The 13,797-nt window shown below is 45.2% G+C and carries 19 protein-coding genes; 3 read left to right on the top strand and 16 right to left on the bottom strand.

What is annotated here, in order from left to right; genetic code table 11:
* Window positions 1-40: 40 nt before the first annotated feature.
* The 12 genes from atpE to spoIIR form a co-directional block, all read right to left on the bottom strand.
* Complete coding sequence (atpE, locus tag V6D41_RS08930) at window positions 41-253, bottom strand: F0F1 ATP synthase subunit C (RefSeq protein WP_003151167.1); 213 nt, start codon at window positions 251-253, stop codon at window positions 41-43.
* A 45-nt stretch (window positions 254-298) separates the two neighbouring features.
* Window positions 299-1,033 carry a F0F1 ATP synthase subunit A gene (atpB, locus tag V6D41_RS08925; protein WP_019716028.1) on the bottom strand — a complete coding sequence of 245 codons (735 nt, stop codon included), beginning with the start codon at window positions 1,031-1,033 and terminating at the stop codon, window positions 299-301.
* Between the two features lie 7 nt (window positions 1,034-1,040).
* Window positions 1,041-1,424 (bottom strand): ATP synthase subunit I, encoded by a 384-nt coding sequence (atpI, locus tag V6D41_RS08920; protein ID WP_148962516.1) that lies wholly within the window; start codon window positions 1,422-1,424, stop codon window positions 1,041-1,043.
* 418 nt (window positions 1,425-1,842) lie between these two features.
* Window positions 1,843-2,472: a uracil phosphoribosyltransferase gene (upp, locus tag V6D41_RS08915; protein ID WP_148962515.1), complete on the bottom strand. Its 630-nt coding sequence runs from the start codon at window positions 2,470-2,472 to the stop codon at window positions 1,843-1,845.
* A gap of 133 nt (window positions 2,473-2,605) precedes the next feature.
* Window positions 2,606-3,853, bottom strand: coding sequence for a serine hydroxymethyltransferase (gene glyA / locus V6D41_RS08910; RefSeq protein ID WP_087992698.1), 1,248 nt, complete (start codon window positions 3,851-3,853; stop codon window positions 2,606-2,608).
* Between the two features lie 207 nt (window positions 3,854-4,060).
* Window positions 4,061-4,603 (bottom strand): TIGR01440 family protein, encoded by a 543-nt coding sequence (locus V6D41_RS08905; RefSeq protein WP_333517960.1) that lies wholly within the window; start codon window positions 4,601-4,603, stop codon window positions 4,061-4,063.
* A gap of 12 nt (window positions 4,604-4,615) precedes the next feature.
* Window positions 4,616-5,065, bottom strand: coding sequence for a ribose 5-phosphate isomerase B (rpiB, locus tag V6D41_RS08900; RefSeq protein ID WP_333517959.1), 450 nt, complete (start codon window positions 5,063-5,065; stop codon window positions 4,616-4,618).
* 156 nt (window positions 5,066-5,221) lie between these two features.
* Window positions 5,222-5,674 carry a low molecular weight protein arginine phosphatase gene (locus tag V6D41_RS08895; RefSeq protein WP_253268627.1) on the bottom strand — a complete coding sequence of 151 codons (453 nt, stop codon included), beginning with the start codon at window positions 5,672-5,674 and terminating at the stop codon, window positions 5,222-5,224.
* Window positions 5,675-5,748: 74 nt separating this feature from the next.
* Entirely contained in the window at window positions 5,749-6,306 is a 558-nt protein-coding gene (locus V6D41_RS08890) for a manganese efflux pump MntP (RefSeq protein WP_148962511.1), read from the bottom strand.
* Window positions 6,307-6,384: 78 nt separating this feature from the next.
* Window positions 6,385-7,425: an L-threonylcarbamoyladenylate synthase gene (locus tag V6D41_RS08885; RefSeq protein WP_333517958.1), complete on the bottom strand. Its 1,041-nt coding sequence runs from the start codon at window positions 7,423-7,425 to the stop codon at window positions 6,385-6,387.
* A gap of 157 nt (window positions 7,426-7,582) precedes the next feature.
* A complete protein-coding gene (locus tag V6D41_RS08880) occupies window positions 7,583-8,026 on the bottom strand; it encodes a GNAT family N-acetyltransferase (protein ID WP_333517957.1) in 444 nt (147 codons plus the stop codon).
* Between the two features lie 66 nt (window positions 8,027-8,092).
* Window positions 8,093-8,770, bottom strand: a complete 678-nt coding sequence (gene spoIIR / locus V6D41_RS08875) for a stage II sporulation protein R (protein WP_333517956.1) — start codon at window positions 8,768-8,770, stop codon at window positions 8,093-8,095.
* 140 nt (window positions 8,771-8,910) lie between these two features.
* Between spoIIR and V6D41_RS08870 the strand changes: the two genes are divergently transcribed.
* On the top strand, window positions 8,911-9,273 hold the full coding sequence (locus V6D41_RS08870) for a UPF0715 family protein (RefSeq protein ID WP_087992705.1): 363 nt from the start codon (window positions 8,911-8,913) through the stop codon (window positions 9,271-9,273).
* A gap of 16 nt (window positions 9,274-9,289) precedes the next feature.
* Here V6D41_RS08870 and V6D41_RS08865 read toward each other — a convergent pair whose 3' ends face one another.
* From V6D41_RS08865 to prfA, 3 genes are all read right to left on the bottom strand, one after another.
* Window positions 9,290-9,577 carry a DUF5316 family protein gene (locus tag V6D41_RS08865; RefSeq protein WP_289348554.1) on the bottom strand — a complete coding sequence of 96 codons (288 nt, stop codon included), beginning with the start codon at window positions 9,575-9,577 and terminating at the stop codon, window positions 9,290-9,292.
* A gap of 61 nt (window positions 9,578-9,638) precedes the next feature.
* A complete protein-coding gene (prmC, locus tag V6D41_RS08860; protein WP_333517955.1) occupies window positions 9,639-10,505 on the bottom strand; it encodes a peptide chain release factor N(5)-glutamine methyltransferase in 867 nt (288 codons plus the stop codon).
* A gap of 1 nt (window position 10,506) precedes the next feature.
* Window positions 10,507-11,577, bottom strand: coding sequence for a peptide chain release factor 1 (gene prfA, locus V6D41_RS08855; RefSeq protein WP_333518164.1), 1,071 nt, complete (start codon window positions 11,575-11,577; stop codon window positions 10,507-10,509).
* Between the two features lie 125 nt (window positions 11,578-11,702).
* On the opposite strand from prfA, the gene gloA2 reads away from it, so the two are divergent.
* Window positions 11,703-12,089, top strand: coding sequence for an SMU1112c/YaeR family gloxylase I-like metalloprotein (gloA2, locus tag V6D41_RS08850; RefSeq protein ID WP_333518163.1), 387 nt, complete (start codon window positions 11,703-11,705; stop codon window positions 12,087-12,089).
* 121 nt (window positions 12,090-12,210) lie between these two features.
* Complete coding sequence (gene racA, locus V6D41_RS08845; protein ID WP_148962505.1) at window positions 12,211-12,765, top strand: chromosome-anchoring protein RacA; 555 nt, start codon at window positions 12,211-12,213, stop codon at window positions 12,763-12,765.
* Window positions 12,766-12,800: 35 nt separating this feature from the next.
* On the opposite strand, the gene V6D41_RS08840 is transcribed toward racA, so the two are convergent.
* Complete coding sequence (locus tag V6D41_RS08840; protein WP_333517954.1) at window positions 12,801-13,757, bottom strand: AEC family transporter; 957 nt, start codon at window positions 13,755-13,757, stop codon at window positions 12,801-12,803.
* Window positions 13,758-13,797: the final 40 nt, after the last annotated feature.

The raw sequence follows: 13,797 nt of genomic DNA, 5'->3' as shown, positions 1-13,797 counted from the left end.
ATGATCTTCGCCATTTTTAGTTCATATAAGGCTTTTATGCTTAGCCAAAGAACGCTAAGAATGCGATAACGACAGCGATAATTGGAAGGGCTTCAACTAATGCGATACCCATAAACATAAGAGTTCTAAGTTCTTTACCTGCTTCCGGCTGACGGGCAATCCCCTCTACCGTACGTGAAACAATCAAACCGTTACCAATACCTGCACCAAGTGCGCCTAAACCAATTGCAATTGCAGCTGCTATTAAATTCATGAAAAAGTTCCTCCTTTTAAATGTTATCCGTTTGGATATAATGTTTTAATGATCATGACTGATTTTATGAGACATGTACACCATCGTGAGCATTGTAAAGATAAACGCTTGGATGGCACCTATAAATAAACTGAATGCTTGCCATGCCAGCATCGGCAGAATAGCGCCGATTGTACCGACAAGACCGAGAGCCACGCTTTGCGAATAATGGCTTGTCGCTAAACCCGCAAGCAGGCCGAGAAGAATCTCACCGGCGAAGATGTTACCATAAAGCCGCAATCCGAGAGTCAGCGTATTCGCAAACTCTTCGATGATTTTCATCGGGAACATGAGTGGAACAGGTCTTAAATAGTCTTTGGAATATTCCTTGAGCCCTTTCATCTTCACACCATAGTAGTGGGTTAAAGCGACAACCATCACGGCTAGCGTTAATGTAATGGCAGGGTCGGCTGTCGGAGATTTCCACCAGAGCTCATGTCCGATTGTAATAGAGAACGGCAGCCCCAGCATATTCGACACAAATATGTACATCAGCAATGTGACACCAAGTGCCAAGAAGTTAGCCCCTGTTTTCAAATCCATTGTACTGCCGATAATATTGCGGACGAAATCCACAACCCATTCCATAAAATTCTGGGCTTTTCCGGGACGGATCGAAAGCGTTCTTGTCGTTAATATCGCAATCAATAAAACAATCACACTCGCCACAGTAATCATCAGAATGTTTGTCAGATTAAAAGTAAGACCTAGAAATTCAATAGTTCTGTATTCATGATTCAAAGGGTTTTCACCTCTCTTCCATTGATGAACGTTTAAGCTGGATAATAGAATCTATCATAATGACAGGATATATTGTCATTAATCCAATAATTGTACTTGCCATATGAAAATGCTCGGGATATTTATAGGCGACAGCCACAGCAAGAATCGCATTGCACCACCGCGCTGCGCTCCCCAGAGATCGTATGGACTTTCCTTTCTCAACAGCTCTGTCAAAAGCGTTCATTCTTCTGATGAGCAGTAACAAATTAAACAAACTGAAAACAGTTCCCAGAATAAGGCCTAAAAAAACGGTTTTATACGCTGTTAAACCATAACCCAGTACATACACTGCCAAAATGCATAATAGATATTTTCGTTGTCTGCTAAATGTAAGCTTGGGATCGTCCATCAACTATCTGTCTCCTGATGAAAAAATAATGTATTTCTTAGATACGGCAAAATCAGCGGTTAACCCTAGTAGAAGACCTTTTTTGACCGACAAAACGGGCCTGTTCGAAAAAATCATTCATCCGCAAGCCTTGCAAGGATGCTGTTTCATTCGCTTAAATAAATCCTCATAATACGGGTTTACTGAGAGGATTTATATTGAGGATGAGGACTATAATGAAAGCTATGAAAACCTTCTCATAATACCCTCGTTTAGCATACAATAGCCCCTAACAAGTGTCAATCTGTTTAAAGTTAAAAAACTTTTTATACCGTGAGCCTCCACAGAATGTTCACATTTTCACCTATAATTGTATACAAATTGACCGAATATCAAATAACTGGATAAAAAAAGAAAACCCCTTTCGGGAGTTTTCCTTTTATTTTGTTCCAAACATACGGTCTCCCGCGTCTCCGAGACCGGGAACAATATAACCTTTTTCATTTAATTTTTCATCAAGAGCCGCGATGTAAATATCTACGTCCGAATGATGCTTCTGCAATTCTTCCACACCCTCCGGCGCCGCTACAAGGCACATGAAACGGATATTTTTCGCACCGCGTTTTTTGAGGCTGTGAATCGCTTCTACAGCAGAACCGCCTGTAGCCAGCATCGGGTCAACCACGATGAATTCACGCTCTTCCACGTCAGAAGGAAGCTTGACATAGTATTCCACGGGTTTTAAGGTTTCAGGATCACGGTACAGGCCGACATGTCCCACTTTTGCTGCAGGAATCAGCTTTAAAATGCCGTCAACCATTCCCAATCCCGCTCTGAGGATAGGAACCACTCCAAGTTTTTTTCCTGCGATGACTTTCGATTTCGCAGCCTGAACCGGTGTATTGATATCCACTTCTTCTAAAGGAAGATCGCGAGTAATTTCAAACGCCATAAGAGTGGCTACTTCGTCTACAAGCTCTCTAAAATCTTTCGTACCTGTATTTTCATTCCGTATATATGTCAGCTTATGCTGAATTAAAGGATGATCAAATACATAAACCTTTCCCATACTGTGTTTCAGCTCCTTTTTTATTGTCCCATCAACAATTACACACTTCTATTGATTCTACAAAAAAAGACATTGAGTTTCAAGAACATCGTCAAAAAACCCGCCGGCCAAAGCCGAGCGGGTTTTTAGGATCTTAGTAATCTAATTCTTTATATAAAGGAAATTGATCAGTCAGAGCAGCTATACGCTGTCTTGCTTCTTCAAGTTTTCCTTCATCTTCGTGGTTCTTCAATGCAAGCGCAATGATGGAACCAACTTCATCCAATGCATCTCCGTCAAAACCGCGGCTTGTCACAGCAGCTGTACCAAGACGGATACCGCTTGTCACGAAAGGTTTTTCCGGATCGTATGGAATCGCGTTTTTGTTAGACGTAATACCGATTTCATCAAGTACGTGCTCCGCAACCTTACCTGTCAGTCCGAGAGAACGAAGGTCAACAAGGATCAGGTGATTGTCAGTTCCGCCTGAAACGAGCTGGATGCCCTCTTTCGTTAACGCTTCAGCCAGACGTTTTGCATTTGAAATGACGTTTTGTGCATATGTTTTGAAATCGTCCTGCAATACTTCGCCGAATGAAACAGCTTTTGCGGCAATAACGTGCATCAGCGGGCCGCCTTGAATTCCAGGGAAGATCGATTTATCAATTTTCTTGCCGAACTCTTCACGGCAAAGGATCATACCGCCGCGAGGTCCGCGAAGTGTTTTATGTGTTGTTGTTGTCACGAAATCAGCGTAAGGAACCGGGTTTGGATGAAGGCCTGCCGCAACAAGTCCTGCGATATGCGCCATATCCACCATGAAGTAAGCGCCGACTTCATCAGCAATTTCACGGAATTTCTTAAAGTCGATTGTACGAGGATACGCACTTGCTCCTGCTACGATAAGCTTCGGCTTATGAGCAAGGGCTTTTTCACGCACGTCATCGTAATCAATATATTGAGTTTCTTTATCTACGCCGTACTCAACAAAGTTATATTGAACACCGCTGAAGTTGACTGGACTTCCGTGTGTTAAATGGCCGCCGTGGGAGAGGTTCATCCCAAGTACAGTATCGCCTTGCTCCAAAATCGTGAAGTACACTGCCATGTTTGCTTGCGCCCCTGAATGCGGCTGAACGTTTACATGCTCCGCTCCAAAGATCTCCTTCGCGCGGTCACGAGCGATATCTTCAACGACATCGACGTGCTCACATCCGCCGTAGTAGCGTTTGCCCGGATATCCTTCAGCGTATTTATTTGTCAAAACAGATCCTTGTGCTTCCATAACCGCTTCACTTACAAAGTTCTCAGAAGCAATCAATTCGATCTTAGTCTGTTGGCGTTCACGCTCATTTTTAATGGCGTTAAACACTTGTTCGTCTTGCGCAGGTAAATGTTTCATCAGCGAGATCCTCTCCTATCCGTATCCTGTTCTTTGTTTTTACCATCACTATTGTACATGGTTTTTTAGGCCGATGTAAAAGATTATTTTTAAAAAATCAAAATTTTTATTGGTAAAAACGAATATTGATAACTTAAATTTAAGTTAAAGTTCGGGATTTATTTTACTGCCTTAAAAATAAAAGAAAAGACTGGCCACGCAGTCCTTTCATTCACATTCATAAATCGCCCGCACTCCGCCGATCAGTTTCGGCCGCGTACGTGCTAATGTCACATGTGCTGCCCCGAGACTGTTTTGAGACACACGCACAGGTACAGCTACCGGCTTCAGATGCATGCCGATAAACGTATCGCCGATGTCGATTCCGGCATCAGCCTGAATGGTTTCGACAAGAACAGGAGACTTCATCTGCTTAAACGCATAAGCAGCCATCGCCCCGCCCGCTTTTGAAACGGGTACGGCAGAAACAGTTGGAAGCCTGAATAGCCGGGCCGTTTCTTCCTCGACGACAAGCGCTCTGTTCAAATGCTCACAGCATTGAAACGCGAGATGGATTCCCGTTTTTTCCTTAAGCTCGGCAAGTCCGCTGTAGATGCTTTCCGCGATGTCTGCACTGCCCGATGTTCCGATCCGGCTGCCGGCCACTTCGCTCGTGCTGCATCCAAGAACAAAGAACTGATCCTGTTTCAATCCCGCTTGTTCCTGATACTCAGACAGCATCGTATTCCACGTTTGCTTGATCTCATTCATTGAACAGCACCCCTACAGGTTTTTCTCTTCATAATCTGAGATTTTTCCAATACGGGTTTGATGTCTTCCGCCGGTAAACTCAGTGGTCAGCCAGATTTTCGCGATTTCACGCGCCAAACCGGGGCCGATGACCCGTTCACCCATCGCGAGGATGTTTGTGTCATTATGCTCTCTCGTTGCCTGTGCGCTGAATGTATCGTGCGCCAGCGCGCAGCGAATGCCTTTGACCTTATTAGCGGAAATACTCATACCGATGCCTGTCCCGCAAATTAAAATGCCTCTGTCAACTTCGCCGCTAACCACTTTTTCGGCCACCGGGAAAGCATAATCCGGATAATCGACAGATCCGCTTCCGCAGTCACAGCCCATATCAATATATTCAATTTGCAATTCGTCCATTAACTCTTTGATTTCATTTCGAATGTGAACGCCGCCATGATCCGATGCTATGGCTACTTTCATCAGCTTTTCCTCCCAGCGTGTGTGATGCGGCCCGCCCGCTTTGTTGACCGTGCAGCCTGTCCGCTCTTAGATTCACACCATATGATGTGCTTTTCACTATATTCTACTCCTTCACGAAGGATTTGCAAATGACCTGTTTGCAGATTTTCTGACAACTTACCTGCCGTCTTTTTTCAGTTGTTTTGCCAGCTGCTGAAGAAGCTCTTCAAGCTCATCTCTCGTTTGTTTATAGATATCAATTGTGCCGCCGAACGGATCGATGACATCCCCGCGGCTGTCTGTGACATATTCTTTTAGCGTAAACACTTTATCACGATAACGTCCGAATTGGCTGGCAATGATCTGTTTGTGCTGCTGGGTCATAGCCAGAACCAAATCAGCCGATACCATATGTTCTTCAGTCAATGGAGAAGACAAATGATTAAGGGCAATATGTTTTTCAAACAGCGCTTCGACAGCATGAGGCGTCGCTCTCCCATTAGGCGAAGCAAACACACCTGCCGAGCGGACACTGACATTCAGCCCTTCCGTTTCTGCAATTGATTTAAAAAGCGCCTCAGCCATGGGGCTGCGGCACGTATTTCCAGTACAGACAAAAATAATGTTCATGTCAGTCACCCCTTATTTTCTCTATTATATATGAAGAAAAAAGAAACGGCGACTTCGTTTCTTTTATTGGTTTATTAAATTGGCAAAAGCAGCTTTAGGCCGAATGCGATTAATATGATGCCCCCGAGCGCTTCACTGTATGTGCCAAGCCACGACTGTACTTGTTTTCCGATCAGCAGGCCCAGCCATGTCAACATCATGCTGAACAGCCCGAACAGGGTAATTGTGAGGAGCGGATGCGAGCCGTATATCCCCAAGCTCAAGCCGACGGAGAAGCTGTCAAGGCTGACGCCGACGGCAAACAGCAATAAGCCCGGTCCTGCCGGCGACATGAGTCGTTCTTCTGACTGTTTAAAAGAAGACATAAGCATTTGAACACCAAGAACAAAAAGCAGCGAACCCCCGATATAAACCGCTAACACGCCGAGGAGCCCTGACAGCATGTTACCGGCCGCCATCCCTCCGAGAGGCATGATGACGTGAAAGAGGCCGATGATGAAACCAATATAGAGTATCTGCTTTTTTGTGAGTTTGATCATGCCCATTCCGAGACCGACAGAAAAAGCATCCATCCCTAAAGCAAACGCCATGATGCTTAATGTAATCAGTTCGCCTATAAACAAATCCGACATACATGAATAACCCCCTTGGACACGCCCCGCTTTTTTAGCCTATGCGTGTCCAAAAAGGGTTAGAACATCTGACTGCGTTCAGCGAATCACTCTTCCTCCAGCGGCTTTCATCAGCCTGTTCATAATGGCGAGTCCGACGCCCGTGTCCGGAAAGGATTCCGCGATAATAAAATCCACCTTCTTCTCATCAAAGCTGCGTAAAGCATCATATAGCCCTGCCGCAACAGTCTCAAGCTGAGCCCGTCTGCCGCAGCTCTTCACGTAATCAGCGGAATACACGTCCGCATTTTCTTCTGTCGTCAGGACACCGACCCTTCTTCCGTCCTGTTGATATTCTTGAATGAGGTGCTGAATGCGCTCAGGGCTGCCTTCGCAAATGGCAAGCGGCGCTGTCGGCGCATAATGTGTATATTTCATCCCTGGAGAAATCGGCTTCTCATTTTGATCACTGAGCCCTTTATCCACAAGGATCGGTCCAATCTCCGCTTCAATTTGTTCTTTCGTAATGCCGCCCGGGCGCAGGAGAACGGGGATGTCTCCCTCACATGAAAGGACGGTCGATTCGACCCCAATCCCGGTAGGGCCTCCGTCCATCATTCCAGCTATGCGGCCATCCAAGTCGTGAGCCACATGTTCCGCCTTTGTCGGACTTGGCTTGCCTGATAGATTGGCGCTCGGTGCCGCAATCGGCAACCCCGACGCGCGAATCAATGCAAGGGCAAGCGGATGATCCGGCATCCTAATGGCAACCGTTTCAAGCCCTGCCGTTACACGAGGTGAGAGCGCACCAGATTTGCAAGGCAGGATGAGCGTAAGTGCTCCCGGCCAAAACTGGTTCATCAATGTTTTCGCCTTTTCTGGCGCCGGTCCTGTTAAATCGTCTAGCTGGCTGATGTCCGCAATGTGGACAATCAGGGGATTATCACTCGGACGCCCTTTTGCTTCATATATTTTTTTGACAGCATCTGTGTCTTTCGCATTTGCGCCGAGGCCGTATACCGTTTCTGTCGGGAACGCAACGACCTCATTTTCCCGGAGCAAAGCGGCTGCTTGTGCAATTTGTGGATCATTTGTGGATAACTGGTCAGTTGCGTCCACAAACCATCTTTTTGTTTTCATTATCTGACCAAACTCCTTATTCACAACAATAAAACGATTGTTTTACGCGTGTAATTCTTTTGAAAGTATAAAAGATGTCCTGTAATAAAACAAGCGTTATCCACAAATTGTGGACAACGCTAATGAAGAAGTGGATAAGTATGTGTATAAATCACACTTATCCAGACGCTTTTTTCATCAAGACAGCCCCTTCTGTTTGCCGGGATTCACGGAAATGGCCGGAAGAAAACAGCTCTTCAGGTACACTTTCAGCTGGTTCAAACCCCATAGCCGTCAGGAAATCGGCAGAAGAATGCTGATTCGCAATTAAATATACTGTTTTGATCTGATGCTTTTCACACAGCAGCTCCATACTCTGAAAGAGCGTCACAATATGGCCTTGGTGAAGCTTGTCCGATATCACAAGTGATCGCAGCAACCCTTGGTCACAGCTTATTATTTCAATTCCGAGACAGCCGGCAATGTTTTTCTCACTGTCCTCCAGCATCAGAAACTGGGTGAAGCCTTCTTTCACGCCTTCATGATTGGTTTTCGCCTGTTTTAAAAATTCCTCGAGCACGTCTCCGTCTTTTTCCCTTGCCACCCGCAGTTGATAAAACATCTGTTCACCCCGTTTTTGCATTCTTTCTTCCAATCTATGAGGCAAATCTATTTTTAGACCAGGTGATTAGGAAAAAAGGCCGGAAATCCATTCGACTAAAAAGAATTTCACTTCTGTGCCGCCGTCTTCCTTCTTTTCTTTCTCTTCTTTTGTGGCTTTTTCCGCTTTAGCGGTTACGTCCTCAAGCACTTTTTCAGTCTGCTTTTTTGAAGCTTCTTTATCTTCTTGTTCTTTTACGGCTTCCCCGTTAGAAAAATCGAGAAAACAGAGCGGCGGGAACAGCACACACCACCAATTGGCGCCGGCGCCGTTTCCAAGCGTAATCAGAATCGCTTCATATTCACCAGCGGGATATACCATGTTGCCGTAAAGCTTTGTCGGAAATGAGATTTTGTCAAAATCAACGGTAATCGACTGGTTCGCTCCTTCTTTCTCCATTGTTTCCTTTGCAATTTCTTTGATTTCGGGCAGCTTTGAGCGAATCACACGCCGCGCTTCTTCTATAGAAGTAATATCCTCTACCCAAGTCGTGATTTCTTTATTGACCGCGTCTCTGATATGCCGTTTTAATTGCTGGTCCTGATCCCTATCGCTGTTTGCCAATATTCTCAGGCGGATCGCCTCGTCCGGAATCACCACCGGCTGATTTTCTGATTGCTGCGCCGTCTCTTCTTTTGCCAGCCCTACAAGCGCACCGGATAATAAAAGAAAGATATATATACAAATGATTACTGTTTTTTTCATCGGTCCCCACCGTTCCTCTCCGTGCTTTGTTTCTAGCCCTATTATGGACAAGAAGAGCCTGGGGTAAACGTGCAGGGTGAAAAAAATCTAGCAAGCTGTTAATCTTATTTATGGTACGATAGTGTTTTAGGAGGTTTAAGATGAAATATAATTATACAGTGCTGTTATCAGCATTCACGATGTCGGTTCTTTATTCGATGATTTATATTCATTCATTTATCATTGCCGCTCTCGTAACGATGGCATTTTATTTTCTATTTCCTTATTTGATATTCGCACTTCCGCTTCAGTTCATGATGAATAAAAAGCCGAAGCGGTTCAACCCTTTGTATCTGCTGTATTACTTTGCCGCGTCTATTGTTGCCAACGCGATTATTTTCGGCTTGCTGCAGCCTTCGGGACAATCCCTGTTTCAAAATAAAGCCTTCTATCTTTTCGCTGTATTAACAGCTCTTGTCTATTGGATATGGGATTCTGTGTTACTGCAAAAAAAGGAAGCCTAGGGGGCTTCCTTTTTCATTAGAACAAAATCGTCAGCAGATAACAAAGAATAGAGGGTATCGCCGCAACAAAGAAAGCTGCCGCCATTTTCATGCGGGATGTACGGCCTTCTTTCGTTTCTGAATGGTAGTTTGCCCGCTGATCGCTTCCGCTTACGGCCAAACCCGATGTGATGATCGCGAGCCCAATCAAAATAAGAGACGCAATGCCAAAAATCGACTCAAATGGAAGTGCCTGCGGAACAATGGTGCCGATCATACTTTCAATCGCAATGAGCAAGATTCCTGCTGCCAGGGCCTTTTTCATCTTCCACATCCCCTTTGCTGGTGTTAAAACAGCTTGATTCATCAACTCGCCAGCAAGCTGCTTATATATTTTTATGAATCACAGCGCATATGGTTCTGTCTTTTCCATTAATATCTTTCAGCACTTCCACTTCCGCACCCTTAAACGTCTTGAGGATCAGTTCTTTTACCGCTGCTCCCTGATTCCATCCGATTTCAAAAACGACAAACACTTTATTCTTCATGACAAGCGGGATGTCTTCCATAAACCGCTTATAAAATTTGAGCCCGTCTCCGCCATCAGTGAGAGCGTGAAGCGGCTCATGAAAACGGACAATCTCTGATAGATCAGCCATCTCTTCTTCTGAAATATAAGGAGGATTCGAGACGATAATATCCGCTTTTTTTCCTGCCATAATAAAAGGCTCTAGCAGATCGCCCTGATAAAAGCGCACATCAGCTCCAAGCTTTTCCGCATTAGCAGAGGCGACTTGCAGCGCCTCTTTTGAAATATCGACCGCCGACACAGAAAAATTTTTGTTTTCAAGCGCAAGCGTGACGGCTATTGCACCGCTCCCTGTACCGACGTCAACGACATCAACCCGGCCGTCTTCCGAAAAGACACGCCGATATTTTTCAAGCAAATGATAGACAACCTCTTCTGTTTCCGGCCGCGGAATCAGCACATCATCATTCACCATAAATTCCCGCCCGTAAAAAAACTCTTTTCCTATAATGTACTGAACCGGCACGCCCTCTTTATGCATCTCAACGTGACGCTGAAAGCGATACAGTTCGTCTTCGCCAATCGGTTCCTGTAAGCTGGCGAGCAGCTTGCTTCTGTCCATTCCGGTATCATAAAGCAAAAGAAGCTCGGCAGCGTTTTCTTCTCTTCCCGCTTCGGTTAAATAAGAAGAAGCCCATTTCAGGGCTTCAAATATCGTCTTCATCTTAACCTTCCGACTGTTGAAGCTTGCTTGCCTGATCTTCAACGATCAGTGTTTCAACCACTTCGTCAAGTTTTCCTTCAAGAATCTGATCAAGCTTTTGAATCGTCAGGCCGATTCTGTGATCCGTCACACGGTTTTGCGGGAAGTTGTATGTGCGGATACGCTCAGAGCGATCACCTGATCCGACTGCTGATTTCCGTGTTTGATCATATTCAGCCTGGGCTTCCTGCTGAAATTTATCATAGATTCTGGCACGGAGAACCTTCATTGCTTTTTCTTTGTTCTTGATTTGAGATTTTTCATCCTGGCATGATACCACAACACCTGTCGGCAAGTGCGTCAGACGCACGGCAGACATTGTGGTGTTCACGCTTTGTCCGCCCGGTCCGCTTGAAGCAAACGTATCAACTCGGATATCCTTCTCATGGATGTCAACCTCTACCTCTTCCGCCTCAGGAAGACACGCTACTGTTGCAGTCGATGTATGGATACGGCCGCCTGATTCTGTTTCCGGAACACGCTGTACGCGATGGGCGCCGTTTTCATATTTGAGTTTAGAATATGCGCCGCTCCCCGTAATCATAAAGATGATCTCTTTGTAGCCACCCGTTCCGGTTACACTCGCTTCCATGACCTCTGTTTTCCAGCCTTGAAGCTCAGCGTAACGGGAATACATTCTGTACAGGCTGCCCGCGAATAAAGCGGCTTCTTCGCCTCCCGCAGCTCCGCGGATCTCTATAATAACGTTTTTGTCATCATTAGGATCTTTCGGGATCAGAAGCACTTTGAGGCGTTCAGACAGTGTTTCCGTTTCCTTCTGGAGTTCAGAAATCTCTTCCTTCACCATCTCACGCATTTCAGCGTCCAGCTTCTCTTCAAGCATCGCTTTTGCATCAGTCAGCTGTTCTGACGCATCTCTGTATTGTCTATATACGTCAACTGTTTCTTGTATATCAGATTGCTCTTTTGAATATTCTCTTAGCTTTTTCGGATCGTTGACTACTTCTGGATCGCTTAAAAGCTCATTTAATTTTTCGTATCGTTCTTCGATTGACTTTAATCGGTCTAACACGGTCTTCACCTCTGTTTTCCTGTGCGTAACATTCTCATTATAGTATAGTGATTAACCCCAGTCAAAAGCATTTCAATCCGAGTTGGAAATGCCTCCTCTGCTATACTGGGAATCGAGGAGGGATGATCATGCTGAAATCCATACATCATATTGCAATCATATGTTCAGATTATGAAAAGTCGAAAGCTTTCTACGTACATAAGCTTGGTTTTCAAGTCATTCAAGAAACGTATCGAGAAGAGCGGGGCTCCTATAAGCTTGATTTGTCGCTTAACGGCACGTATGCTATTGAGCTGTTTTCGTTTCCCGATCCGCCCGCACGCCAAACCCGGCCTGAAGCGGCAGGCCTGCGCCATCTCGCCTTTACAGTCAGCAGCTTGGATGAAGCGGTTCAGGAGCTTCATAAAAAACGAATCGAAACAGAGCCCATCAGAACAGATCCACTGACCGGCAAGCGTTTCACCTTCTTTTTTGATCCTGACCAGCTTCCTTTAGAACTGTATGAACAATAACGGTTTTTGAAGAAAAAAAGAAGATACCCACTTTCTTTGCCGAATCTTTTCTTGTTTTGTCTAACAGGAAGGGAACCGCATTCTATGGTCGAATACCTAGCTAAAAAGGAGGTATGGGATCATGAATACAAATATGGTAGCAAGTGAACTCGGCGTCTCCGCAAAAACGGTGCAGCGGTGGGTTAAGCAGCTGAATCTTCCGGCCGAACGCAATGAGCTCGGACACTATTCGTTCACGGCAGAAGACGTGAAGATTCTAAAATCTGTACAGAAACAAATCTCTGAAGGCAAGGCGATTCAGGATATTCATGTGCCTCAAAGCACTAAAAAGCGCACAGGCTTCCTTGTTCAAAATACAAATGGCGACACAGAACGAAGAATCGAGCAGCTCGAACAGAAGCTGAACACCCTATTACTGCAAAAGCAGGACGAAAACGAACTGCTGGCAAGGATCGAGGAACTGGAACGCCAGCTGAAGCAAAAAGCGGATGAGGGTGTATCTTATCAGCTGCTTCAGCACCGCAGGGAGATTGATGACATCCTTGCAGACATGCAATCACTGACCTCACAAATGAAAGAATTCACCGCCCAGCCGATCCCCGAGACCGCTGCCGCTTCCGAAAAAAACAAAACAAGAAAAAAACCGCTGCTGTCACTGTTCAAATTTCAAACCTAATATAAAAAGCTCCCCGTAAAGGGAGCTTTTTTGATTTACGCAGTAAGCGCAATAATAATTGGAAGTGAAATCAATGACAGAATCGCACTGATTACAAATGCAGAAGCCGTTTCTTCCTCTTGTTTTTCGAAACGAGTTGCAATCATGGCTGCTACGGCAGAACCAGGGAATGCAACAAGAAGGATCGCTTTTGTCATTTGGTCAGCTGGAAGTCCGACTGCAAGAGCAATCAAGAACATTAACGCAGGCTGAACCGCAACTTTGAGCAGCGCAATACCAAATGCCGGTACGCTGAGTTTGATACTGCGGATACCAACAGTAACACCGACAGCAAAGAGAGCCACACCAGATGTTGTGCTTCCAATCTGGTCAAGCATTTTAACACCCAGCTCAGGTAGAGTCACACCGCAAAGCACTAAGATCATACTGATTAACGGAGCAGCTGCAAGCGGCTCAGAAAGACCGTGCAGGATTGATTTTCCTGTCATCTTCCAGAAGCTGTCGCCGCCCTCTTCGTTTTTCTTAGAAGACACACCGACAGTAGCGACAATAATCGCAAGCGGATCAAGAATCGCATTAACAACAATACCTGTAACCGCGATCGGAATCGCAACCTCTTGCGCACCGAACAAGCTTCCCAGTACAGGAATACCCATAAATGCGAATGTCGGCTGTGCAGAGTTCAAAGAAAATACGGATGAGTTCGTTAAATCATATTTAAACACAAATCTGCAAAGCAATAAAATTACAATATAGAAACCAACAATCCCAATAATTAAAGAAACCATTAATGGAATTTGAGATAAAAATTCACTTCTGGAAGTAGTCAAAATACCAGCGATAAAGTGAGCTGGAAGTGCGTATTTCGTTACTAACGTACTTACCCCTTTTGCCGACTTGGCATCATAACTTCCAAAATGTCCTGCAAACCATCCCAGCACGATAACAAAGAAGATCGGTGCCAGGAGGATTAAGATATCTAAGATGCTCAAAATATTCTCCTCCAAATCCTATGTCCGTATACTTTAGCTT

The sequence above is a fragment of the Bacillus sp. 0102A genome (assembly GCF_036765155.1).
Taxonomy (GTDB): Bacteria; Bacillota; Bacilli; order Bacillales; family Bacillaceae; genus Bacillus; species Bacillus subtilis_G.
This window is presented reverse-complemented; position numbering and strand designations above follow the sequence as displayed.

Excerpts from the sequence above, each read along its gene's own strand:
- atpE (WP_003151167.1), bottom strand. The coding sequence starts at position 253 with ATGAATTTAATAGCAGCTGCAATTGCAATTGGTTTAGGCGCACTTGGT.
- atpI (WP_148962516.1), bottom strand. The coding sequence starts at position 1,424 with ATGGACGATCCCAAGCTTACATTTAGCAGACAACGAAAATATCTATTA.
- upp (WP_148962515.1), bottom strand. The coding sequence starts at position 2,472 with ATGGGAAAGGTTTATGTATTTGATCATCCTTTAATTCAGCATAAGCTG.
- glyA (WP_087992698.1), bottom strand. The coding sequence starts at position 3,853 with ATGAAACATTTACCTGCGCAAGACGAACAAGTGTTTAACGCCATTAAA.
- V6D41_RS08905 (WP_333517960.1), bottom strand. The coding sequence starts at position 4,603 with ATGAATGAGATCAAGCAAACGTGGAATACGATGCTGTCTGAGTATCAG.
- rpiB (WP_333517959.1), bottom strand. The coding sequence starts at position 5,065 with ATGAAAGTAGCCATAGCATCGGATCATGGCGGCGTTCACATTCGAAAT.
- V6D41_RS08895 (WP_253268627.1), bottom strand. The coding sequence starts at position 5,674 with ATGAACATTATTTTTGTCTGTACTGGAAATACGTGCCGCAGCCCCATG.
- V6D41_RS08890 (WP_148962511.1), bottom strand. The coding sequence starts at position 6,306 with ATGTCGGATTTGTTTATAGGCGAACTGATTACATTAAGCATCATGGCG.
- V6D41_RS08885 (WP_333517958.1), bottom strand. The coding sequence starts at position 7,425 with ATGAAAACAAAAAGATGGTTTGTGGACGCAACTGACCAGTTATCCACA.
- V6D41_RS08880 (WP_333517957.1), bottom strand. The coding sequence starts at position 8,026 with ATGTTTTATCAACTGCGGGTGGCAAGGGAAAAAGACGGAGACGTGCTC.
- spoIIR (WP_333517956.1), bottom strand. The coding sequence starts at position 8,770 with ATGAAAAAAACAGTAATCATTTGTATATATATCTTTCTTTTATTATCC.
- V6D41_RS08870 (WP_087992705.1), top strand. The coding sequence starts at position 8,911 with ATGAAATATAATTATACAGTGCTGTTATCAGCATTCACGATGTCGGTT.
- V6D41_RS08865 (WP_289348554.1), bottom strand. The coding sequence starts at position 9,577 with ATGAAAAAGGCCCTGGCAGCAGGAATCTTGCTCATTGCGATTGAAAGT.
- prmC (WP_333517955.1), bottom strand. The coding sequence starts at position 10,505 with ATGAAGACGATATTTGAAGCCCTGAAATGGGCTTCTTCTTATTTAACC.
- racA (WP_148962505.1), top strand. The coding sequence starts at position 12,211 with ATGAATACAAATATGGTAGCAAGTGAACTCGGCGTCTCCGCAAAAACG.